This window comes from Stenotrophomonas sp. Ps181 (assembly GCF_025697425.1).
Taxonomy (GTDB): Bacteria; Pseudomonadota; Gammaproteobacteria; order Xanthomonadales; family Xanthomonadaceae; genus Stenotrophomonas; species Stenotrophomonas sepilia.
On sequence record NZ_JAHWBI010000004.1, the window covers coordinates 183,443 to 205,994 of the forward strand.

Sequence of the window (22,552 nt, forward strand, 5' to 3'; positions counted from 1 at the left end):
GCCGGGCGGCATCGTGCCGCCCGGCATCCACCCTGTGATCGAGGAGCCGCAATGGCGAAGTTCATCAAGCCCTTCCGTGGAGTGCCGGAAGGCGAGATCTATCCGGTCCAGTTTGTTGCCGGCGACGACTGCCCGCCTGAGTTGGAGGCTGGCGCACTCTCTGTCGGTGCGCTCAGCCTGAAGGCAGACACACCGCCCCCGTTCCTGCTGGGATCCGGTGTTCAGCCGGCGAGCTTGGAGCTTTCCGACGGTACAGTCCTGTCGCTGGGCGACGTGGTTGGCCGGGCACACGCAGCCTCGGGGCTGTCGGTGGAGGACTGGAACGCGCTCGAGGACAGCGAACGCGAGGCGCTGATCGCCGAGACCGTCGACAAGCTCTCCGGCAAGGATGACAAGGGCCAGGTCGCTGGCGAAGACAAGCCAGCCCTGATGGCGCAGCTTGAAGCCGCAGGTATCCCGTTCGACAAGCGTTGGGGGGCGGAAAAGCTGGCCGCTGCTCTTGCCGAAGGGAAGAAGGACTGATATGCCCATCGTCTCACTCGCACAAGCCCGCTCGCATGTGCGAGTTGAGGCCGATTACCCCGAGGAACAGCTGCAGGCCGCCATTGCCGGCGCGCAGGATGCAGCGCAGGCATACCTCAATCGGCAGATCTACGAAGACGCTGGCGCCTTGGCTCTAGCACGGAGCAGCTATCCAGCCGCAGTGAGGGCCGCCTCGCTCGCAAAAAGTCAGGCGCTGGCAGACGCAATGTTCATTGAGGATGGGGACGAGCGCACTGCCGCGATACGGCTGGCAGTTGTTGCCCATCGGGAGGCGACAGCAAAGGCGGAGGCCTGCATCCACGGCGTTGTTACGAATCCCAGCATCTTCTCTGCCATCCTGCTGACGCTCGGTCATCTCTACGCGAACCGCACGGACGTGATCGTTGGGGCTCAGGCGGTGGAGCTTCCCAACGGCGCCAAGAGTCTCCTGCGTCCATACCGAAGGGTGATGATGCCATGACGCTTCTAGATGGCGACCTGCAGCACCGTATCCGCTTCGAGCGCAAAACAGATGCGCGCGACCCCCTGGGCGGCCCAGGTAAGCCGGTGTGGGTCGAGGTTGTGAGCGTGTGGGCCAAGACCACCAACAATCTTGCGGCGACGACGGAAGCGGTCGCCGCCGGTGCCGAGCGCTACCGGGAGCAGGTTCGGTTCGATATCCGCCCGCGTGACGTTGATCCTCAGTGGCGGATCGTGTTCCGTGGCCGCGCCTTCGACATCAAGAGCATCGCACCCAGCAACGACCGGAGCGAGATCGCGATCATCGCCGTAGCGGGGCTGATCAATGTCTGAGCAAGTGTCAATTCAGGGGCTGGACGGCCTGCTGCGCTCGCTGCGGGAGGCTCCCAAGGCCATACAGGGAAGGGCGGTCCAGGCCGGCATGCGAAAAGGCGGCAATGTCATCCGGGACGACGCCAGGCGCCGCGCACCGAAAGCAACGGGCTTCATGGCGTCTCAAATCGTCACCCGCCGGGCCAACTCCAAGAGCCGACAGCGCGCAGGTGTAGGCCAAGGCGGCGAGTACTACACGGTCGGGGTTAAGACCGGTCGCCGGCGCAAGTACGCCAACACCAAGCGCAACCGGCGCCGCGGCAGCGTCGGGAAGGTATATGAGGAGGCGGGCTGGGTCTATTACTGGCGCTTCAAGGAATTCGGCACCAGAAAGATGAGGGCCGAGCCGTTCCTCACGCCGGCAGGAGAGGCCAAAGGGCCGGAGGCGGCGCAGGTGATCATCAATGAAACCTGGGCGGCGCTCGACAAGCAGCTCAAGAAGGATGGCTGGCGATGATGGTTCCCCTGATCCAGTCCCTGCTGCAGGGTGATGCAGCGGTTCGGCACGTGCTGGGCGACCCGATCCGGTTGTGGCCGGGAACCGCGCCACAGGATGCAGCACTGCCCTACGCGACGTGGGAGGTGGTCGGCGGATCGCCCACCGCGATGCTGTCCGATGCGCCGCCGGCCGACGGCTGGCGAGTCCGATTAACCGTGTGGGGCAAAGCCATGACGCAGGCCAACGGCGCGGCCGTCGCCATCCGCGAAGCGATCGAGCGCGTGGGCAGCATCGAGTCTTACAACCCGACGCCTGACAGCGACGGCACGGACGCCTTTGGCATCTCCTTCGACGCCAGGCTCCTGCAACTGCGCTGAACCACACAACGGCAACCCACTGGCCCCGCAAGGGGCCTTTCTCATGCCCGGCGACGGGCGCAACACAAGGAAACCCCTATGGGACAGGTAATCAAGTCGAAGCACACGCAGCTGTTCGTCGCCATCGCCGCGGCCGAGGTCATCAAGGTGACCCGCCTGCGTACGGTCGGCTTCCCCGATGGCCAGGCGTCGGAGATCGATATCTCCGATTACGACGACGACTGGGACCAGTTCGTCGCCGGCCGCAAGCAGACCGGCAGCACCAGCATCGAGATCATCTACGACAGCGTCGACCACGAGAAGCTGGAAGAGCTGCATGAGACCGGTGCCGTCGTGAACTGGCTGGTGACCGCGCCGCTGTCGGAAACCGAAGGCGTGGCCAAGCCGACGGCCGTTGCCGGCAAGATCACCCCGCCGGACACCGTGCTGTCCAAGCAGTTCGACGGCTTCGTGCAGAACTTCGCAGTGACCAGCCAGGACAACGACGTCTGGAAGGCGACCATCACCATCCGCGGCTCCGGCGCCGTCACCACGCACCGCCCGACGCCGTAAGGCTGCGGCAACGGCGCACACCCAGGCCCGCTCCGGCGGGCCATCTCTCTGACAGGGCGCGCGGATCCTCCGCGTGTTAGCCGTGCGCGGCCCGCGCGCCCTGTCGCCATTCAAGGAAACGGCCAATGAGCAAGACCAGCGAAACCACCCAAACCCAGCCGCAGCAGCCCGTGAGCATCCTGCAATCGTTCACCAACCTGGGCATGTTCGCCTCCAAGGACGTTCGCGCCGACACGATCACCTTGCCCAACGGGGCCAAGGCACAGTTCCATGTGCGCGAGCTGCCGGACGCGGAGTTCCGCAAGCTGTGGGGCGAAGGCGATCGCGCCAAGCTGATCGCAGCGACCATCTGCGACGAGGACGGCAAGCCCGTCATGAACGTGGAGCAGGCCGCCCAGCTCAAGCCCCTGGTGGCCGCTGAGCTGCAGCGCGTGGCCATGAAGCATTCCGGCTTCGGCGAGGATGCTGCCCAAGCCCAGGCCGACGCGGGAAACGGCTAAGGCAGCGCGGCGAGGACTGGTTCTGGAAGGTCCTCGCCGGCCACCTGCATCGCACGGTGTCCGAGCTGCAGGCGAGCATGTCGCGCCGGGAGTTCCTGGAGTGGTGGGAGTTCCATAAGCGGAATCCCATCGACCCCGTAAGCCTCCACATCAAGCCCGCTGCCTTCGCCGCGTACATCACCGCCTCACACAGCCAGGGCGGCACCAAGCGCTCCTTTCAGGAGTACCTGGAAACCCTCGTACCACGTTCCGAGGAGGACGAGGCACAGGACTGGTTCGATCGACTGGGATAGCCATGACCGACACCTTTGGGCGCTTTGCCGCCCTCCCGATCGGCCCGCTGCTCGCTGCGCGCGACGGTGGGCTCACTCTTGCCACGACGGCAGCAGCCGACCTCAACCGCTGCGCCCGGTCCGACTTTGCCCTCAGCGCCGGCGTTGTCGGCGTCGAGTTCGCGCTGTGGGGCGATGACGACCTCTCGGCCGTCGTGGGCTTTGTCACGGCAGCAGCGCCCCTCAGCCAAGCGCCGGGCGCGAACGGGGAGGGCATCGGCTGGGAACTGGCCACGGGTCGCCTGATCCAAGGCATTGGCGCGATCGCAACTGGTCTGCCCGTGGTCGCGCTGGGCGATATCGTCGGGATGCGGGTCTCCTTCGGCAGCCCCTCCAGGCTCCACCTGTACCTCAACGGCGCGCTGGTCCACCAGCGCGACCTGCTGCTGTCCGGTCCGCTCCACTTCGCCGCCGCACTGGCTGCGACGAAGGCCGGTGGGCTGTGTCTGGCCGTAAACGCTGGGCAGTGGGGCGCCCGCAGCGATGCCGCTGTTGCCGGTTGGAAGCTGGACCAGGTCCAGGCGCCGACCACGCGGCTGGCCGACGATGACTGGCTCTCCGCGCCAGGCGATAGCCCGGCCAATGCCCGGTACGAAGGGCTGGTCGCCGAGGGCGTCAACCTCGTCCAGGAGCTGAGCTTCTGGCCCTGGGGGGGCGATCCGGTATCGCAGACGGCGGCGGCGGAGTGCGTGGTCGCCGACGCCGAGGGGCTGCTGGATGACCTGGCATTGTCCGGTGCCTCGGGGGCTGCGGTGCGCATCCTGCAGGTGGATGACGGCGGCATGCTCGCCGACGCCGCTCCGGTGTTCCGCTGTGTCATCGATCAGATCGAGGTGAACGACGACGGCAGCAAGACTCTGCATCTGCGTGACGCGCACGACTACCTGGGGCAGACCATCAACCGGGGCGTGTTCCTGCCCAACATCACGTCGCTGGCCTGGAAGCCGCAGCCGGTAGTGATCGGCGCGGTGGCCAGCGTGCCGGCAGCCGGCGCCAATTCGGATGCGACAGCGATGTTCCTGGCCGACAGCCCGGTGCACGTAAACGCTGTGATGGACCGTGGCGATCTGATGGAAGACGGCACCTTTAGCATGGTGCCGGACGGCCAGCAGCTGCTGCTGAAATCTCCGCCCGTCACCCCTGTGGTGGTCGATGGTTCGAGCATCGGCCCCGGCATGGCCCCGGCGCGCCTGGAGCAGGCCGTGGGCGACGTGATGGCTCGCCTCGGGGCAGGGGCTTGGTCGGCAGCGGACTGTGCAGCCGTGGACGCTGCAACCGGCTACGCCGGTATCGGCTACTACGCCGGAGCGGCCATCACGGGCAGGGATGCCCTGAACGCGATGCTGCCCAGCTACGGTGTCGGGTGCTACCAGGATCCCACCGGTGTGCTGCGCTTCGTGCAGGTGGTTGCGCCGGAGACCTATCAGGGGCAGCCGGTGTTTGAGATCTCGGAAGCGGACATGGCCAGCGACCTGGTCGGCGTCCCGGACGACGCGCCCAATCTGACCCGGCGTATGGCCTACCGGCCGAACGCTCAGGCCCTCGGCGCCTCCGACCTCGTCACTGACGTGGTGGACGTGCCTCAGAGCCGCCGCGACGAGCTGACGGGCCTCTACCGAGGTCAGGTGTTCGCTGCGGGCGCACTGGACGCACACTACCGCCGCGCCGACGCCGCCGATCCGGTCATTTCGCTGTTCTGGCATGCGGCCGACGCGCAGGCCGAGATCAACCGCGTCGTGGCGATGTATCAGCGGCAGCGGTTCTTCTACCAGGTCGCCATTCGCGGTGATCAGGACATGGCCCCGCTCCCTGGTCAGATCGGCCGGCTGACCTACAGCCGCTACGGCCTGGCCGATGGCAAGCCGGTGCTGGTGCGGCGCGTAGAGCGCAACCCTGCCACGGGGGACGTGGTGCTTACCCTGTGGGGATGATGACGTGTTGATTGGATATGGCATGCCGGCGGTGGAAACGGCCACCCTCACCGGTGGAACGTGGTTGTCGACCGACCAGGGTGCGGCGCTCTTCGATGGCAAGCCGGGGCGATCGTCGCGGATCCGGCGCACCGGTTCGCTGGCGATCACGATCACCCTGGCCGAGGCCGTTGTGCCGGGGATCGTCGCCGTCCTCGGCCTCAACATCCCGCCCGGCGTGCAGGTGAGCGCTGCTGGCGCGACCGGGACCACCGTGCGACTGCCCGACGGCAGTGTCTGCGCATGGCTGTTTCCGCAGGCCAGCGCCCTGGTCTCGACAGTGTCCGTCGAGATCGCCACAACTGCCACGAACGTGGACGTGGGCGAGATCGCGATCTTCCGGGCAGTTGAGGTGGGCATCAGCGACGGCTGGGCGGTGGCCATGATCGACACCAGCGTGCACACCCGCACCAAGGGTGGGCAGGTCAACACGGTTCCTGGGCCTCTGTACCGCCGGCTGACCTGCACCTTGTCCGGCCGGGCGACAGCTGCCGTCCGCGGCAGTGGACTGGGCGGGACCGATTGGGAGACGGTGGCGGCAGCGATCGCGGGACGCCGGCGCTCCTGCGTTGTGCCGCAGTACCGGGACATGGCTAGCAAGGCGTTCGACCCGCTGTTGGCGGCGCGGTCGGCGCTCTACGGCTACCCGACACAGCTGCCATCGGCGGAGAACATCAGCCGGCAGTACTTCACCGGATACATGGAATACGAAGAGGTTCCGGCGTAGCTGTTTGTTGAGGCTCTAAGAGAGTGCGAGAATCGGCGTGGAAGACTGACACGGGGATCGCAATGAGAAATCCAATGGCTTTGACAGCGGCTGCCGTCGTGCTGGCCTCGGGGATGCTCCTTGCCTCCTGTGGCGGCACGTCGCCAGAGCAACGCGCCTACCGCGAGGCGAGCAAGAATTGCCAGCAATGGGTCAAAGAGTCGGCCAAGAACCCATCCTCGGCGAAGATCCCGCAACCGGCCTCGGTCCGCAGCGCCAGCGGTCAAATCATCGTCCAGTGGGAGCATGGTGAGGGGCTGACGCTGATGAACGGTTTCGGCGCAAACGTCGACTCCACCGCGCGATGCACCATGTCGTTGGATGGCCACTTCCTGAAGGAGCTGGTGATCAACGACGAAGTGATCCGAAGATCGTCCTCCGACTGAGCGATCGTCAACAGAAGCCGCCCAATGGGGCGGCTTTTTTGTACCCATCTCGGCCCGCCATGTGCGGGCTTTTTTTGTGGATGACGGCATGAGCCTTTACACCCTTACCGTAGACCTGTTGCTGAAGTCGGGTTCGTTCGAGAGAGACAGCGGGAAGGCCGCGCGTGTTGTAAAGCGCGACATGGAGACAATCCAAGCATCAATGTCGGATGCTTCGCGTCGTGGCGCGGATGAGGTGTCTGCTGGATTCCGCCGCGTGGCCTTCGAAGCTGTTGGGATGACCTCGGCCTTGGCGGCGGTGAAAGCCGTGATTGGGAAGGCCGATGAGTGGACCAACCTGAACAACCGGCTTCGTCTCGTCACCAAAGACCAAGCGGCGTTCGTCGCTGCCCAGCAAGACGTTGTGCAGATCGCCAAGGCTACGCGGCAGCCGCTCGGCGCGACCGCCGAGCTGTATCAGCGCATCGCAATGAACCAGGACGCACTGGGGCTTTCCGGAGCGGGTCTTGCGCGAGTCGTCGAGACCATCAGCAAAACGATGGTGATCAGTGGCAGCAGCGCGGCAGCGGCCGAGGGCGCGTTGATTCAGTTGGGGCAGGCGTTCGCATCTGGCGCACTCCGGGGTGAGGAACTGAATTCAGTGCTGGAAGGCGCTCCGGCGCTCGCGCAAGAGATTGCTAAGGGGCTGAATGTCCCGATGGGCAAGCTGCGCGAACTTGGGCAAGCCGGAAAGTTGAGCGCTGACCAGGTAATCAACGCTCTCCAGCGGCAGGCCAGTGCGGTTGACGACGCGTTCGGCAAGATGGACGCGACGGTTGGCCAGTCACTGACCCTGCTCAACACCAATCTTTCGGAGATGATCGGGCGCGCGGACGATGCGACTGGCGCCTCCCAGGCACTTGCTGCTGGCATTGGCCTGCTGGGCAGCAACCTTCAGACGGTCGCCGTTGCCAGCGCCGCAGTGGCCTCCGGCCCATTGGTGAAGGCGCTTCTGTCGCGGGTTGCGGCGGCAAACGCTGCGGTCGCCGCAGATCGCGCTGCAGCCGCGCAGAGTCTGGCAGCCGCTCAGCAGTTGGAGCTTCGTACGCGAGCGGCAATGCTGGATGCTCAGGCCGAAGCCCGCCGGATGCAGGTGATCGGCGGAAGCGTTTCGGTAAGTGCCAAGGCTGCTGCCGCGACGCTCGAGCACAGGCAGGCGACGTTGCTGCTCGCGCAAGCACAGGCTCAGGCCGCGACGGCAAACGCTGGGTGGCTGGCGCGTGCTGGCTCGGCGACGTTGTCAGTGCTTGGTGGCCCCGCGGGCATCGTTACGATGCTGGCGACGGCGGCAGCCGGCTGGCTGCTCTTCCGGGACAACACCAACACAGCGGCGGCGGCGCTCATTGACTTTGGCGGCGCCGCTGACACCGCCATCGAGAAGTTCCGCGAACTCAATCGCCAACAGCAGGCCGGCGAGATTCTGCGCCTGCAGAAGGAGATCGATGCGAACTATCGAACCATCACGGGTTCCATCACCGAGATGGTTGCGGCTGCTACAAACTTCTCCACCGTCGGCCAGGCATCCGCGTTCATCCAGGAGACGGAACGGCTGGACGCGGCATTCAAGGCGGGGAAGATCAGCGCGGATGACTTCGCGAGCGGGCTGGACGCGGCCTGGAAGGCGATGATTGAGGGCTCGCCGGCCGCAGCCGCCGTGGCCAAGAGCCTCACGGAAGAAACCGCTGCCGCGGCGACTGCCGGCAGGGAGGTCGATCGTAAGCGGGCGATCCTCGACGCCTTCACGGGCAGCAGTAGCCAGGCGAAGAGCGCAACCGACGCCCTGTCGGGATCGTTCAACGTTCTGGGCGACTCGGCAGGCGCCGCGGGCAAGCGCATCGCGTCGGCAATGCAGTCGCTGCCGGGCCAGCTCGCCCGCGTGGGCAAAAGCGCGGCCGAAGTCGCAAAGCTGGACGTAAATGACTGGTTCAAGGAGGCCCAGGCCAGCGGCGTCGACTTTTCCAAGCGCGACGACCCGAAGGTCAAGCAGTACATCGAGCAGGGCGCACAGTACATTCGGCTCCAGACGGAGCTGGCCGCTGCGCAGAAGAACTTCACGGAGTCGCGCAAGGCGTCGGCAGCCGCAGAGCGCGCCGGCGCCAAGGATCGCAAGGCAGATGCGGAAGCGATCAAGCGCTACAACGAACAGGCTGCAATGGCCGCGGCAACGATGGCTGGGCCGCTGGCCGAGGCCACCGAGCGACAGAAGCAGCTCGAGGACAAGCTGAAGGAAGCGCTGAAGGAAGGGCGCATCGAGCGAGCCGCGTACAACACGCTGGTCCTGGAGTCGCAGAAGGCGTTGGAGCAGTCCAGCGCGGAGATCAAGAAGGCCCTGGCCAGTCCCGAGGCGCTCCTTGCGACGATGGATGCCGAGGTCGCCATGCTCGGCAAGGTCGGCCGTGCGCGCGAGCTGTCGCGGCGCGAGATGATGAACGAGCGGGACATGCGGCAGGAGCTGCAGAAGGCGGTGGAGGCCGCTGGCGGCAAGGAAGCGCTGGCGCTGTCCAAGGGGGCGGCGAGCTACGAGCAGTACGAGCAATCCATGCTGGACGCGGCCCGAGCATCGGCCGATCTGTCGCTGCGCGTGGAGGAGGCCGCTGCCAACGTTGAAGCGTGGGCCGGCGTGGTCGTCAACGGCGTGGGCGATGCCGCCGACGCCATGGCCGACTTCGTTGCCGGCGGCATGCGCGACTTCGACGACCTGTGGGACGACCTGAAGGATGCCGCCAAGCGCGGGCTGCGTGACCTAGCCCGCGAGTTCCTGCAGCAGAAGATCGTGATCCCGATCCAGACGCAGATCCTCAACGGGATGAACGGCCAGGGCGGTGGCCTGAGCCTGCAGAGCATCATGGGGCTGTTCGGTGGCAATGGCGCCGCCGGCGGCGGTCAGAACCTGGGGACCATAGCCGGGCTGCTGTCCAAGGGCCAGGGGCTGTTCAGTGCGGGCGCGGGTGCGGCGAGCAGCGGCGCCAGCGCCGGCAGTCTGCTCGGCTTCGGCAACAACGTTGCCGCCCTTACCGGTGGCGGCGCAGCCGCAGCGGGTGGTTCTTCCGCTGCTGCTGGTGCCGGTGCGGCTGGATCTGCTGCGGCGGCGGTCCCGATCATCGGCTGGATCGTGGCCGGCATGATGAAGAACGCCGAGCTGTTCGATCAGGGCTGGAACATCGCCAACGGGGAGAGCTGGGCCGGCAAGATTGCCACCGCCGGCGCGGTGGGCCTCGCCGACAAGACGTTCCGCGGGCTGGGTTTCAACGACAAGGTCGCATCGATCCTGTCCGGGTCGAGCATCCACGCCAAGCTGTTCGGTCGCGGCGCGCCGAAGATCACCGGCCAGGGCCTGACCGGCTCGTATGGGTTCGGTGGCTTCGACGGCCAGACCTACGCCGATATCAAGCAGAAGGGCGGCTTCTTCCGGTCCGACAAGAAGTGGACGCAGTACGGCGCCGTTGATCCCGGGATCGATCGCACGTTCGACATGGCCGCGCGTCAGGTTCGCGGTGCGGCAACCGGCCTTGCCAAGCAGTTGGGCGTCGACCTGACCCAGCAGCTGGGTGGCGTGCGGGTGAGCCTGGGCAAGCTGCAGCTGTCGGCAGACTCCGCCGAGGCCAAGTCGCAGCTGGAGGCGTACCTCGGCGACATGACCAACCGGCTATTCACCGAGGCGGTGAAGGCTGCCGGCTTCGGAGGCCAGCTGGACGGCTACTTCGAGGCGTCGGACGTGTTCAACGCGCTGAGCGCGTCGATTGCACTGGCGGTAGGCAATGCCGACGAGCTGGGCCGCGCCCTCAACGGGATGGAGGTCGACAAGGTCAACAAGGCGGTGGACTACTTCCAGGACCTGGCCAGCGTCGCCGGCACGGACTTGGCCACCCAAGTGGAGAAGGTGACCGGGTTGCTCGGGAACTACGCCTCGCTGATGGCGGACGTTTCCACGCAGCTCATGACCGGCGACCTGTCCAGCTACCAGCAGCAGGCCCTGAGCATCGAGCGGACCTACCGGCAGCAGGTGAAGTCGGCGAACGACTACGCCAAGGCCCTGGGCCTGTCCGGCGCACGTGCCGAGGATCTGGCCAAGATCGAAGCGCTGCGCGCGATGAACATGGGCAAGCTGCAGGCGCAGATCGACAAGGACAAGAAGGCCATGCAGTACGGCCTGTCGATCAGCGACCTGTCCCCGCTGACGGACCAGCAGAAGCTCGGCGAGGCCATGAAGGAGCTGGAGCGGGCCGTGGCCGGTGGCGACACCAGCGCAGCCCAGGCGGCGGCACAGGCCGCTCTTGGCTTTGGCCGGAACCTGTACGCCAGCGGCAAGGACTACAACGGGCTGTACGACCAGGTGACTGGACTCATCGACGGCATGAAGGTCGGCGACCTGAACACCGAGGACGGCACCAGCATGGGACAGCTGGCGGACGCGATCGAGGCCCTGCCGGACAACTTCAGCCGTGCGGTGTTCGACCTGGTGGTGAACAACGAGTCGCAGTCCCAAACCACGGCGGCTGTGCAGCAGAGCAATGCGCTGCTCACCGAGCAGAACCAGTTGCTTCGCGAGCTGCTGTCCACCACCACCCAGGGCGTCCGCGCCTCCAGCAGCAACGCGCTGCGTCAGGCACTCAACGCGAGGTAATCCGCAATGCAAGCAAGGAAACTCACGCTGGTGGAGATCGGCGTGGGCGCGCTGCCGTCGCCTTCTCCGGCGGCGCCGCGCTACTCGAACTGGTTCCCGGTCGTGCACCGGCCACCCGAGGTGCCACCGGTGGATGAGGTGACCCCCAACCCGGTGGCCGACGGTGTGCTGCTGGAATGGCCGGCGGTCGATCTGGCCGGCGTCGTGTACGTGGTCGAGCGTGGCCCCTCTCCGGAGGGGCCGTGGACCGAGATCTATCGGACCACCGACACGCGCTACTTCTACAGCGACAACACCGGCACCAAGTGGTGGTTCAAGATCACGCCGACCGTGCGCGGCCGGCCAGGCTCGGGCTCGGTCGTGGAAGCAACCCCGCCGCCGACCACCGCCGAGCTGATCGAGCAGACGGAGCGGATCACGAAGGAGATTGCCGACCGCATCGAGGCAGATGCCGCGGAGGCGGCCGCGCGGGCCGATGGGCTGGCTGCCGCTGCCCGGGATCTTCTGGCCGAGGCGGATCTGCGCCAGCGCGGCGTGTTCGACGCAATGGAGGCGATCGCGCAGGAGGCGCAGGCCCGGGCCGACGGCCTGCTGAATGAACGCCTCGAGCGCGAGGCTGCCATCACGCTGGAGACCCAAACCCGGCAGAGCGACGTGGAATCGCTGTCGCGCGCGCTGTCCGAGGTGGCCGCCGGTAGTGGCACCCAGTTCGACAGCCTGCGCATCTGGTACTTCGATACCACCGTGGAGGAGTGGACCGGCAACGGGTCACCACCGACGGTGGTCGATGGCTGGTTGCGGCCGGCCAACGGCACCGAGAACCCGTATGTTCAATCGCCGGCAGCCCTGGGCGTCGACGGCAGCGCCTACCGCTTCGTCAAGCTGAGGGTGAAGCGCGTTGGCGGTGCAGCGTGGGATGGCTTCCTGCAGTGGATCACGCTGGCCGACCAGGCATGGGACGTGGACAAGCGGGCGGCGATCCCGGAGCCGCGGTGGGACGACAATGGCGTCGGCACGGTCGACGTGGCCGATATCGCTTGGTGGCCGGGTGAGGTCGACGCCATCCGGCTGCAGTTCGGCGGGACCCAGACCGTCTCCAGCTACTTCATGACCGACTGGGTGGCGATCGGGCGTCCTACGCCCGGTGCAGGCGTGGCGCTGGTCCAGGAGGAAGCCCGCGCCCGCGTAGCGGCGGACGTGGCCGAGGCCAGCAAGCGCGAGACGCTGGCCGTGCAGCTGCGGGGCGACTACCAGGGCAGCGATCTGTCGCAGGTGCCGAGCGGCCTGTTCGCCGCGGAGCGCGATGCGCGGGTCACGGCCGATGAGGCCAACGCCAGCGCCATCGATGTGATCCAAGCGCGGCTGCCCACGGGCGATGGCACGGTGGCCACGGAGGCCAGCATTACGGAGGAGCGTCAGGCGCGCGCAGACGGCGACAGCGCCAACGCTGAGGCGATCGAGCGGGTGTCCGCGAGGATGCCCGCCGGCGACGGCAAGGTTGCCTCTGCGGAAGCACTGGATGCCGTCTCGACCCGTGTGGAAGAAACGGAGGAGGGCATCCGGGCAGTCGGCGACAGAACGTCGTCGCTGGAAGCGCAGGTGACGTACAAGCACGCCGGAGACCGCGATTGGAACGCCGGGGACCGCGACGTGCGCGCGGGCGTGAAGACTTGGCAGTCCGTGATCGCCCAAGGCGACCGCGCCGTCGCCAAGCAGGTGGAATCGGTCCGGGCCGAACTGGGCGATTTCGAGGCCACGGCGACGCGCTCCATCGAGGTCATCGCCACGGAGCAGAGTGCCCAAGCGGTGCAGATCCAGCACCTGGGCGTCGAGCTGGACGGGAAAGCGTCAGCGGACTACGTCGAGGAGATCAGCGCCCGGGTCGACGTGACCGAGCAAGGCATCGAGGCATTCACTGGCCAACTGCAATCGGTGAAGGCTGAGGTGGACAGCAAGGCCAGCGCGCAGGTGGTGGAGGGCATGGAGGCGCGGGTGGTCCAGACCGAAAACGGCCTGACCCAGGTATTGGCGAGGGCGTTCCTGAATGTCATCGCCAACAGTGGCGGTGGACCGCTGATCGGCGGCATGGTCATCGAGAACAACGGTCAGGTCGTCAACACCCGCTTCTCCAGCAACACGTTCGAGGTGATCTCGCCCGGAGCCAGTGAAGGGATGGAATGGCGCGGTGGCTTCCTTCGCGTCTGGAAAGGGTCTGCTCAGCGCATCATCGGCACCAACTTCGGCGCCGCCGGCGACAACCTGGTCGACTACTTCGGGCCGAACGTCGGTGCGGGTGCTGCGTCGAAGGCCAACGCTGTGATGTGGATGGATGCCAACGGCAGTGCCTACTTCGGTGGCCAGCTGTCGGCGGGCATCCTGCGCAACGCGGTCCAAACGACCACCACGCAGACAGTCGGTGTGGAGCTGGTCAACGGGCCGTTCGCCACCAACGGCCGCGTGCGGAGCGTCACGGTCAGCTTTTCCCGTCGACATGTGCGGACGAAGACCACCTATGGCACTGACGGGTTTGTTGCTGGCGCGGGTCAGAACACGGCGCGCGTGGAAATCTATCGGCGGGTGGGTGAGGGCGCTGAATCGTTGTGGCAAGTCCTCAACGCCAGCGGCGGGGTGAACATCCTCAATGAGACAGATGGCCCGGACAACGCGATTTCCGACTGGGGCGGATCGTTCACGGTGAACGACACCAGCCCCAGCGCGCAAACGATGACCTATCGCGCGGTGATCACCAGCTTCACCGAGCAGAGCGTGACGCACACCTCCGGCTCCTTCCAGCAGCAGTCCATCACGCAGAGCCTGTCGATCATCTCGGTCGAGAACTGAAACCGCACAAGGCGCGGGCCGGCATGTCCGGCCCGCTTTGCCGTGGGCGATCAACAGCAGAGAACACACATGCCGCAGAAACTCATCGATCAAACCACCATCCAGCCGGATGGCCGCCCAGGCGACGACGCGTTCACCGCCTTTGCAACCTGCAACGACAACTTCGCGGATGCCGAGGGACGCCTTTCGGCGTTGGAAGGTGGGTCATCGAACATCGGCCAGGACGTGGCCGACCTGAAAACGGGCTTGCAGCAGGAGACGCTGCTGCGCACGGACGCCGATACCGCGCTCTCGCAGGCTGTCGCAGCGGAAGTGACCGCACGCCAGAACGCCGACGCTGCGATCGGCGCACGCTTCATCGGAAAGAACCGGCTTATCAACGGTTCGATGCGCTGGTGGCAGCGCGGGACCAACTTCACTACGCCGGGCTACTCCGTCGACCGTTGGTACTTCAACGCGGGCGGCGTGGCAACGCCGAGCTTGTCACGGAACACGGTAACGCCAGGTGCATTCGATACCGAATGTATCTATCTCGCCAAAATCGCATACGGTGCTGTGACTGATGCTGCAAACCATTACGTTGTGCTTGAACAACGAATGGAGAATGTGACGACGCTCGCGGGTCGAACGGTAACCGTAAGCCTGAAGGTGTTCAACAGTGGTGCGGCAGGCCGACAAATTGCCATCGAATTTGGTCAGAGCTTCGGCGCTGGCGGAAGCGCGCAGGTTTCGGGGATCGGCGCGGCAAAGTACAGCCTTGCCACAGGAATCAACACCGTCACCCATACCGTGCAGATTCCGTCTATTAGCGGTAAGACTGTGGGTGCCAACAATTCTCTGATTCTGACTCTTTGGGCAACAGGCGGAAGCAACTTCAACGGTCGCAACGCATCGCTTGGTGCGCAAGCTGGTGATGTGCATTTCACGCAGGTGCAGGTCGAAGAAGGTTCTTCGGCCAGCGCTTTTGAGTACCGACATGATGGGCTTGAACTGGCGCTGTGCCAGCGCTTCTACTGCAAGTCATTCGGTGCAAGCACAGCCCCAGCCGTTGCGCTTCCTGCAGCAACAGCACAAGGGGCGACTGCGTTCTCTAGCGGTTTGATCCGTACAAATACTGTTCCCTTCCCAGTAGAAATGCGGAGCACTCCCGCACTTTTGCTTTACACCAGCAATGATGCTAGTTCGCAGGGTAACGGCGCTGCACTGTGGAACGGTACTGTGTGGAACTCCGGCGCTGCATGGAGCTTCGACACCGCTTCGAGTAGGGGGTTTGCGATTGAGGGCAATTTTGGGTCAGGTCTGACGCCAAACGGGTCGTATCTGACGCGTTTCAACTGGACAGCGGATGCGGAGATTTGATCATGTACCAGCTTACCAATGACCCGGACGTCATTCGCTGCGTCGAAACCGGTGCTTTCATCCCGCGCGGTCACTACCTGTGGCCGACCGAGTGGCTGGAACAGAACACGCCGCTGCCGGTGTCACTCCCTAGCCTGGGCTTCGAGCTGCATACACCCGTGCACTATCGCTACATCCGGGATCAGGCGTTCGCGTGGATGCGTGCCGAGGCGGTGGAGCGTGGCTACGACAGCATCGAGTCGTGCGCCAGCTACTACAACAGCGGCGTGGCCCGATACCGCGCGGAGGCGCGGGCGATGGTGGCCTGGCGCGATGCTGTGAACCAGGCGCTGGAGCAGCTGGTGCTGGCGCCGCCGGATGGCATCGAGACGTGGGAGCAGGTGCGCGCGCTGTTGCCGCAGCCGGAGACGTTCGCCTGGCCGGAGAAGGCGGAGCTGCCACTGGAGACGGGAAGCCCTACCGTTGTGTTCTAAGCGACCTGCTGCAGCAGATCCTCTCGGTTGTTCCTCGGCGTGTTGACCGCCCGGCTGACCCGATACGCCTCCATCACGGGCGGCTCGCTGGCCAGCAGCATCGCCATCGCATCGTCCGGATTGGCTGCCATCCAGTCATCGATCTGGCCGGCATGCAGCCAGACGGGCATGCGGTCGTGAATGTCGGCCGAGACGCCGCTGCTGTCGCCGGTGATGATGGTGAAGGTGCCCAGGTTGCCGTCTGGCAGCAGCGGGCTGGTGTCCTCCCACAGGCCGGCGGCCAGCAGGGGCCCGGTGGCGTGGATGAACCAGGGGTCTTTCTTCTCGTCGATCGGGCTCACCGACCACTCGTAGTAGCCAGCCATAGGGATGACGCAGCGGCGCTTCTTGAAGGCCGACCGGAATGCCGGCTTGGTGGCGACCGTTTCGATCCGGGCGTTGATGGTCGAGCCCTGCAGGCCCTTGGCCTTGGCCCAGAACGGCAGCAGACCCCACGCCAGTCGGGTGACCTGTCGGCCTTCACCCCGGTCCAGGATCACCGAAGCGCGCTGTGTCGGCGCGAGGTTGTAGCTGGGCTGGATCTCGGCCAGGCCGGGGGCAAGATCAGCCAGCCCCGGCTGGCCAAAGTCGATCACGGGGAGCTGGACGAATCGGCCGCACATGGCCGGTCAAGCCGAGGCTGGATAGCGGGCCATGTGCCCAAGGACGTGGTCGCATTCAACCAAGCGCGCATTGCTGACGGCTTGGCGCTCACCGCAGCCACTGCATGCCAACAGGGTGCCGCCGGGCATTGTCTCCAGATCAGGAACCTTGGAGTAGGTGACGTGTCGGCACTGGTTGCAGGAGATCCGAATCTCCATTACACGCTCCAAAACGCCGTGCTCATCGCGTTCCGCGTCGAGATCTAGAACGTAGAAAAGTCCTGTGTTGGGCATAGCTGTGTACCGAGAGCATTTTCCCGAATGCTGCCGCGATAAGTGCGTTGATCGTGTGACGAGTGAAGCCTTTCAGTCTCAGCTGAAACTGAATTGTTGTGTTTTCCTGCGCCGCATCACGCTCGCCGAGCTTAACGAGTGGTAGGGTCGTGCCTCATCAAGGAGGTGCGCCATGCCCATCAGGGCGGTTGTATACGTGAGCGGCGCTGGCGACGAAATCGCCGGCGACAAGCTGGGCCTGTCCAATGGAAAGCTGGATCAGATTGTGGACGACGCGGCCCGGTTCAACCGTAACGCTGGTGTTACGGGGGTCCTCCTTTTCGATGGCGAACGGTTCCTCCAGTATCTGGAGGGGCCGGAGGACGGGCTTTCGGTGTCCTATTCCCGCGTGCTGGGCGCCAGCAGCCACAACGGTGTTGTCGAGCTGCAGAGGGGCAGGGTGGGACAGCGCCGCCTGCCGTTCTGGCCGATGAAGTGGTTGCCCGTTGAGCCCGACGAGCTGCGGAGATTGGCCCGTGCGGACTGGACCAGGTTCAACCAGCGCGGTGACGCCGAAGATCTCAACCGGACGGCCATGGATCTCCTGGTCGGCCTGGTGGAACCGTACGCCGTAGCAGCCTAAGGAGGCGTGTTCCCTGCGCCTATTTGCTCGGTAAGAATCGTGAGAGACTGCTGGAACGCGGCGGCAAACAACGCGCCGCCGTCGCTTTCGTGGCTGTGCGCGATAGCAGGAAGCAGCTTTGTCCACGTCGAGAGCAGTGCTTCGCGATCCTGGTGAGTGATGAAAGACACGCGTAGGGCGTACTCCATAGCCTTGAGGTAGCCGCGGTGCACTTCAAGGCCGGACTCGCACGCGTGCAGGCGCTCAAGGATTTCTGCTGTCTCTGTGGTCATGGCTCTCTCGACAGGTGGGGCGGGAAGAAGGGATAGTCGGCGGACGCTTGGACATGCCCACTATGAGCATCCTCAACGTTTTGCTTACTCGTGACCACCTGGTGGTTGCAGTGGATACCTTGGCAGAGGATGCCCAAACAGGGGCCCATTCCGCGGGGGCGAAGCTGCTGCTGATCCCTCAGCACAACTTGGTGCTGGCCACGCGCGGTTCCACCCAGTTCTTCCTTCGCATCTACGAACTGGCCCTGCAGGCCAGCTTCCGCGCAGATTTCACGATAGAGCAGCTGTCCGCTGAGCTGGGCTTGGTGGTGGACCAGCTATGGCCGAACTATGAGAAGGCGGCAGCCGAGGCCGGCCTGCAGCTTGATCAGCTTGGGACCGAGTTGGTGCTTGGTGGCTGGTCGCCAAAGAACGGGCGGATGATGGCAACTGCGTATGCCAAGAGCGACAGTTCCCGGCCATCCGTCGTGCAGCCCTTAGATGGAGGATTGGCCTCTCCTGGCGAACCTCTGGTTGGAAGGCCAGACAGCCTTGCCCCCGAAGACGTATTCGCTGCGGGCCGGATCCAAGCGGCTTGGCTCAACAAACAGGTGGGGAGACAGGTGGCGGGTGGGCGGCTGTTAGCCGGCTTCCTGCAGGCGGGGCAGGCCTTGATCAAAGATCTAGGTGAGCTTTAGATCTTCGGGCGTTAGCCCGGCCAAGGCGAGGATCCTGTCCTGCCTCATCTGCTCGGCCCAGAGAATCCACGCTTGGTCTACGGTCAAAATCCCTGTCACCTGGCATGCCGGACACGTGAGCTCTACCCCTCCTTCCACCTCGGCAAGGCCATATCCTCGGGACATACGTGACTCGTCGCCGCATGAACCGCACTTGGCGTGCAGAGTTTCGACTTGCTCGATCGTTCCGTTGAGGCGCAGCAGCGGGCGGATCCGAAGGATCCGGAAAGCTGTTAGGGGTGTCATGTGTCGTGCCTGTAGAGGGCTAGACACGGGGGCGAAGGATTTCGCGCCTGAGAGGAGCCAGATGCGTCAACCATACAGCATGAATCGTTAAGAACTTCGTGCTGGGCAAATTTTCTACGCAGGGAGCCGTGCCGCCAAGTAGCTCAACTCAAGGCGCGTGAGCAGCGCCGTGTCAGCATGAGATTGTGGCTGGGCTGGATTTCGGCCAGGCCGGGGGCAAGGTCAGCCAGCCCCGGCTGGCCGAAGTCGATCACGGGGAGCTGGACGAATCGGCCGCACATGGCCGGAGAGTAGCCCTGTTGGCCGTGGCAGGGGTGTGCAGGCGCAGCCAGGCATGTGCTTTGGTCCGCCTCCAACACTAGATGTTTAGCTAAGCCACTGATTTTTCGTTGCTGAGGTTCTTGACCTTTGGGCGGAACCCCAATATCTTGTGTTCACGGCTTCGGAACAGCCGGTGAGCGGCGGGGCATCCCCGCCTTCATTTTGGAAAGGAATTCAACCTCGGGGTTGACATGGTTCATGGGTTGTGGTGAAATGATATCGCTGGATTGTCCAGCGAAGTGGAAGGGTTCCCATGTACATGTTCGAGGCACGTATCGGTTCGCAGGGAGGGGAAAGCCATGTTGACTGAATTCGGCAAGGCGCTCCGGAAGCTGCGGATAGATTTCAGCCTCACGCTTGGTGGGCTTGGGGAGCTGCTCGGGGTGAGTGCTGCGTACCTGTCCGCTGTGGAAACGGGCCGCAAGCCAGTCCCGTCGGCGCTTTTACCGAAGCTGCAGAGTCATCTGCGTCTCGGCGAAGCGGCCATGCGGGATTTGGAAGTCGCGGCAGCTAAGCAGATGAATGAGGTGGTTGTGGGGCTAGGCAACCATCGGAGTGATAGAGCGAAGGAGCTTGCTGTGGCCTTTGCGCGGAGATTCGACACCATGGACGCGGAGGAGGTGGAAAAGATGTTGTCCCAACTGGAAAAGCTCAAATGAAAGGATGAACGCGCATGAGTGGCTATTGCTTCCAAGTGCCGCCGTTGAGCACGGACAAGATCACCGCAAGGGCTGATGTTTTCCGGAAAGCTCTCGGGGTAGAAACCGACAGGTTTCCCTTGATTGAAGTTGTTGAGTACGCGATCCCGTCGCTGTGGGAAGCCTTCTCGCTCCAGGTCCGCGAGAAGTCAGAGATGGGTAGCGCGCACGGCCTCACGTTCCCAGAGACTGCTGAAATCTGGTTGCGTGAGGATGTATACGAGGGCTTCCTCGCCAATCAGCCCCGGGATCGATTTACCGTCGCTCACGAGGTCGGACACCTGGTGTTGCACAACGGTGTCGGGTTGGCGAGGAGTATGAAAAAGCCGAGTGAACTCAAAGCCTATGAGAACTCGGAGTGGCAGGCGAACACCTTTGCGGGTGCGCTTCTGATCCCGACGGCGACTGCGCAGCGCCTGAGGAATGAATTGGAACTGGCTGACGCGTGTAACGTCAGCGTGGATGCCGCGAAGGTTCGACTCGCATCTCTCCGCCAAAGGGGGATGCTGAAGTAAAAAAAACGCGAACCAAAGGATGGTCCGCGTATGTGTTCGGTGGGCTTGGAGCCGCCACCAATTTCTTGCTTGACTCGACTAGCCGGGGATTCTAACTACATCCGGACCGTCTGGCAAGAATCAAATCTGGCTCCAGAAGGAGGTGTGACATGCCCGATGGAAATTCATCCGGCCCCCAAGGGGTTCCGATGGGTCTACTGCCGCTATCGCCGAGTGCGTAACTCGGACCGCGTGCTGGACGCCCACGACTACGGCTATGAGGCTTGGCGCTTCCTGGTCCGTTGCTAAGGAACCTGAGTAGTTAGGACCCTGGGAGGGGAGGCGGTGTACCGCCTCCCCGATAGCTGTCTGGGCCAGTTGAATTAAGCGTTAATCAACCTGTCGCAGCATGTGCGACGGGCGGTCGTAGACTTCCGGCCATGTATTCCTCTCACGGCTTCCGCACCGCCCCGATTCCCGCTGGCTGGGTCCAGACCGGTGAGCGCTGGGCGCTCTGGTACAACGGCCGCGAGACGGCCGGCGTCGAACTCGATGGCGGTCCAGGGGTGCGCCTATGGCTGGAAGGCCACAAATTTTGGGAAGTGAAGGAAGTGCGCGCCGCCAACGTCCGGCAGGCGAAGCGCTACGCCGAGCGCTGGTGTGCGGCCAGGCTGTATCCCGAGCTGCCGCTGCGCCAGGCCGTCGCCCGGCTGACCGACAGCACTCCGATTCAGTTGCCCCCGCCACTGCCCGGCCTGCCGCCGACTCGTGAGCAGCAGCAACAGGCCCGGCGCCTAGCCGAGGCCGGGCGGTTGGAACTGGCGCGGATCAAGGAAGCGCTGGAACCGCGCCGACCGCCGAAGGAGACCAAGCCCAGGGCGAGGGATCCGATGAAGGCGTGGGTCAAGGCAGGTAGAGAGCAGCTGTCCCGCGCTCGAATCTGATCCCCCGTTCAGGGGAGGCGGTCGACTCAAAATGCTTGCCACACTTGCCCTTTCACCAGAGAGAGCAATGATGAACGCTACCAATCGAAAGACCGCCAGCTTCGGAGTGCCGTGGGAATCGGCCTACGGGTACGTACAGGCCGTCCGCGTCAACAACACGATCTTCGTGTCCGGCCAGCTCTCGCACACGCCGCAGGGCGAGCTGGTTGCGCCGGCTGAGCTGGGGGCCGACGGCAAGCCCGCCAACTTCGACACCATGGAAGCCCAGATGAGGCGCACCTACGAGAACGCGCAGGTGCTGCTGGCAGAGCTGGGTGGGTCGATCGCGGACGTGGTCGAGGAAACGCTGTTCGTCATCGACGTTCCGGCCGCTTTCGCGGCCAGTAGCAAAGTCCGGCCGGCCGTGTATGGCCAGCCGGTGCCGCAGGTGGCCAGCAACCTGATCGGGGTCTCGGCGTTGGCCTTCCCCGAGCAGCTGATTGAGATTGCCTTCCGGGCGGAAGTCCAGGGTTAAGGCACTTTGTGGGCGGGGCTTGCTCCGCCCGTTCCTTGCGGTGAGTAGGCCACCGATGGTTCCTACGAGCGCCTCGGCCCGGACAAAGCCAGGACGATCTCCGGCGTGCCGTACGCTACTTCTCCGCAGCGGGCTTGGCGCGGGGCTTCAATCTGAAGCTCACGCCCATCCGGTTGATCGCGTTCATGGCCGCAATGGTGAGCGTGAGGTCGACCAGGTCTTTCTCGCCGAATACTGCGGCTACTTTTTCGTACGCCTCATCAGATGCATGGGTTTCGCTCACGAGCGTCACTTCCTCTGCCCATGCCAGTGCGGCGCGCTCTTGTTCCGAGAATAGATAGGCGGCCTCGTGCCAAACAGGTAGGAGAGCGATTGTGTCGAACGGCATGCCTTCCTTAAGCAGATCACGGGTATGAATGTCGATGCAGTGGGCGCAGCCGTTTAGCTGCGACACACGCAAAAACACCAGATGCACCAGTTTCGGCGGCAGAGAGGTGCCCGCGGTCACAAAGTGATGCAGTTGCCCCACGGCTTTGGCGCCCTCGGGAGAGACTACGAACCAGTTCGCTCGATTCATTTTAATGGGTCCTTTTCGGGTATCTGTGGGGCCGGAATCGCCCCACCCGAAGCAAGGACGCCGACGGGCAGCAGTTCGTGACACCTGCCTAGGCTCGTCGCGATCCGCTGCATGTACGCTCGCCGAGGAAGGGGATGCTGGCCGTGGGGCGCTAGATACGGGGCGCGGCGGGGAGCACCCG

General features: G+C 64.5%; 24 protein-coding genes. 21 read left to right on the top strand and 3 right to left on the bottom strand.

All coding sequences use genetic code 11. From position 1 onward, the window contains the following. The first annotated feature begins 51 nt into the window (after positions 1–51). The 15 genes from KXV01_RS10885 to KXV01_RS10955 all read left to right on the top strand — a co-directional run bounded on the left by KXV01_RS10885 (position 52) and on the right by KXV01_RS10955 (position 16,032). Complete coding sequence (locus tag KXV01_RS10885; RefSeq protein ID WP_235643135.1) at positions 52–522, top strand: hypothetical protein; 471 nt, start codon at positions 52–54, stop codon at positions 520–522. Between the two features lies 1 nt (position 523). Further along, entirely contained in the window at positions 524–1,003 is a 480-nt protein-coding gene (locus KXV01_RS10890) for a head-tail connector protein (protein WP_235643134.1), read from the top strand. Beyond that, complete coding sequence (locus KXV01_RS10895) at positions 1,000–1,335, top strand: phage head closure protein (protein ID WP_197569465.1); 336 nt, start codon at positions 1,000–1,002, stop codon at positions 1,333–1,335. Before KXV01_RS10890 ends, KXV01_RS10895 begins: the two co-directional genes overlap by 4 nt. Further along, positions 1,328–1,831, top strand: coding sequence for an HK97-gp10 family putative phage morphogenesis protein (locus tag KXV01_RS10900; protein ID WP_263467782.1), 504 nt, complete (start codon positions 1,328–1,330; stop codon positions 1,829–1,831). Before KXV01_RS10895 ends, KXV01_RS10900 begins: the two co-directional genes overlap by 8 nt. Continuing rightward, on the top strand, positions 1,828–2,190 hold the full coding sequence (locus tag KXV01_RS10905) for a DUF3168 domain-containing protein (RefSeq protein ID WP_235643132.1): 363 nt from the start codon (positions 1,828–1,830) through the stop codon (positions 2,188–2,190). Before KXV01_RS10900 ends, KXV01_RS10905 begins: the two co-directional genes overlap by 4 nt. A 78-nt stretch (positions 2,191–2,268) precedes the next feature. After that, a complete protein-coding gene (locus KXV01_RS10910) occupies positions 2,269–2,742 on the top strand; it encodes a phage tail tube protein (protein WP_049450663.1) in 474 nt (157 codons plus the stop codon). A gap of 125 nt (positions 2,743–2,867) precedes the next feature. After that, positions 2,868–3,242 (top strand): hypothetical protein, encoded by a 375-nt coding sequence (locus KXV01_RS10915; protein ID WP_053497214.1) that lies wholly within the window; start codon positions 2,868–2,870, stop codon positions 3,240–3,242. Positions 3,243–3,298: 56 nt separating this feature from the next. Further along, the gene (locus tag KXV01_RS10920; RefSeq protein ID WP_231109155.1) at positions 3,299–3,535 is read left to right on the top strand and encodes a hypothetical protein; all 237 of its coding nucleotides are present in this window, start codon (positions 3,299–3,301) and stop codon (positions 3,533–3,535) included. A gap of 2 nt (positions 3,536–3,537) precedes the next feature. Then, positions 3,538–5,505, top strand: a complete 1,968-nt coding sequence (locus KXV01_RS10925; RefSeq protein WP_263467783.1) for a hypothetical protein — start codon at positions 3,538–3,540, stop codon at positions 5,503–5,505. A 22-nt stretch (positions 5,506–5,527) separates the two neighbouring features. After that, entirely contained in the window at positions 5,528–6,271 is a 744-nt protein-coding gene (locus KXV01_RS10930; protein ID WP_263467784.1) for a hypothetical protein, read from the top strand. Between the two features lie 74 nt (positions 6,272–6,345). Beyond that, positions 6,346–6,696 (top strand): hypothetical protein, encoded by a 351-nt coding sequence (locus KXV01_RS10935; RefSeq protein WP_111096873.1) that lies wholly within the window; start codon positions 6,346–6,348, stop codon positions 6,694–6,696. An 88-nt stretch (positions 6,697–6,784) separates the two neighbouring features. Beyond that, positions 6,785–11,359 (top strand): tape measure protein, encoded by a 4,575-nt coding sequence (locus KXV01_RS10940; RefSeq protein WP_263467785.1) that lies wholly within the window; start codon positions 6,785–6,787, stop codon positions 11,357–11,359. 30 nt (positions 11,360–11,389) lie between these two features. Beyond that, a complete protein-coding gene (locus tag KXV01_RS10945) occupies positions 11,390–14,200 on the top strand; it encodes a hypothetical protein (RefSeq protein ID WP_263467786.1) in 2,811 nt (936 codons plus the stop codon). Between the two features lie 69 nt (positions 14,201–14,269). Then, on the top strand, positions 14,270–15,559 hold the full coding sequence (locus KXV01_RS10950) for a hypothetical protein (protein ID WP_263467787.1): 1,290 nt from the start codon (positions 14,270–14,272) through the stop codon (positions 15,557–15,559). 2 nt (positions 15,560–15,561) lie between these two features. Further along, on the top strand, positions 15,562–16,032 hold the full coding sequence (locus tag KXV01_RS10955) for a hypothetical protein (protein ID WP_263467788.1): 471 nt from the start codon (positions 15,562–15,564) through the stop codon (positions 16,030–16,032). On the opposite strand, the gene KXV01_RS10960 is transcribed toward KXV01_RS10955, so the two are convergent. Further along, positions 16,029–16,694, bottom strand: a complete 666-nt coding sequence (locus KXV01_RS10960; protein WP_263467789.1) for an SOS response-associated peptidase — start codon at positions 16,692–16,694, stop codon at positions 16,029–16,031. The two genes, KXV01_RS10955 and KXV01_RS10960, sit on opposite strands and share 4 nt — an antisense overlap. A 445-nt stretch (positions 16,695–17,139) precedes the next feature. Here KXV01_RS10960 and KXV01_RS10965 point away from each other — a divergent pair, with 445 nt between their 5' ends. After that, positions 17,140–17,589 carry a BLUF domain-containing protein gene (locus KXV01_RS10965; RefSeq protein WP_263467790.1) on the top strand — a complete coding sequence of 150 codons (450 nt, stop codon included), beginning with the start codon at positions 17,140–17,142 and terminating at the stop codon, positions 17,587–17,589. On the opposite strand, the gene KXV01_RS10970 is transcribed toward KXV01_RS10965, so the two are convergent. After that, positions 17,586–17,861, bottom strand: a complete 276-nt coding sequence (locus tag KXV01_RS10970) for a hypothetical protein (RefSeq protein WP_263467791.1) — start codon at positions 17,859–17,861, stop codon at positions 17,586–17,588. The genes KXV01_RS10965 and KXV01_RS10970 overlap by 4 nt on opposite strands. Positions 17,862–17,923: 62 nt before the next feature. Here KXV01_RS10970 and KXV01_RS10975 point away from each other — a divergent pair, with 62 nt between their 5' ends. The 5 genes from KXV01_RS10975 (at position 17,924) to KXV01_RS10995 (ending at position 21,794) form a co-directional block, all read left to right on the top strand. Beyond that, the gene (locus tag KXV01_RS10975; RefSeq protein WP_263467792.1) at positions 17,924–18,538 is read left to right on the top strand and encodes a hypothetical protein; all 615 of its coding nucleotides are present in this window, start codon (positions 17,924–17,926) and stop codon (positions 18,536–18,538) included. A gap of 905 nt (positions 18,539–19,443) precedes the next feature. Then, on the top strand, positions 19,444–19,803 hold the full coding sequence (locus KXV01_RS10980) for a helix-turn-helix domain-containing protein (protein ID WP_263467793.1): 360 nt from the start codon (positions 19,444–19,446) through the stop codon (positions 19,801–19,803). A gap of 14 nt (positions 19,804–19,817) precedes the next feature. Continuing rightward, complete coding sequence (locus KXV01_RS10985; protein WP_227844837.1) at positions 19,818–20,357, top strand: ImmA/IrrE family metallo-endopeptidase; 540 nt, start codon at positions 19,818–19,820, stop codon at positions 20,355–20,357. Between the two features lie 419 nt (positions 20,358–20,776). Continuing rightward, the gene (locus KXV01_RS10990; RefSeq protein ID WP_263467794.1) at positions 20,777–21,280 is read left to right on the top strand and encodes a hypothetical protein; all 504 of its coding nucleotides are present in this window, start codon (positions 20,777–20,779) and stop codon (positions 21,278–21,280) included. Positions 21,281–21,350: 70 nt separating this feature from the next. Beyond that, complete coding sequence (locus KXV01_RS10995; RefSeq protein WP_005417857.1) at positions 21,351–21,794, top strand: Rid family hydrolase; 444 nt, start codon at positions 21,351–21,353, stop codon at positions 21,792–21,794. Positions 21,795–21,909: 115 nt separating this feature from the next. Here KXV01_RS10995 and KXV01_RS11000 read toward each other — a convergent pair whose 3' ends face one another. Then, positions 21,910–22,371, bottom strand: a complete 462-nt coding sequence (locus KXV01_RS11000) for a carboxymuconolactone decarboxylase family protein (RefSeq protein WP_019660562.1) — start codon at positions 22,369–22,371, stop codon at positions 21,910–21,912. Positions 22,372–22,552: the final 181 nt, after the last annotated feature.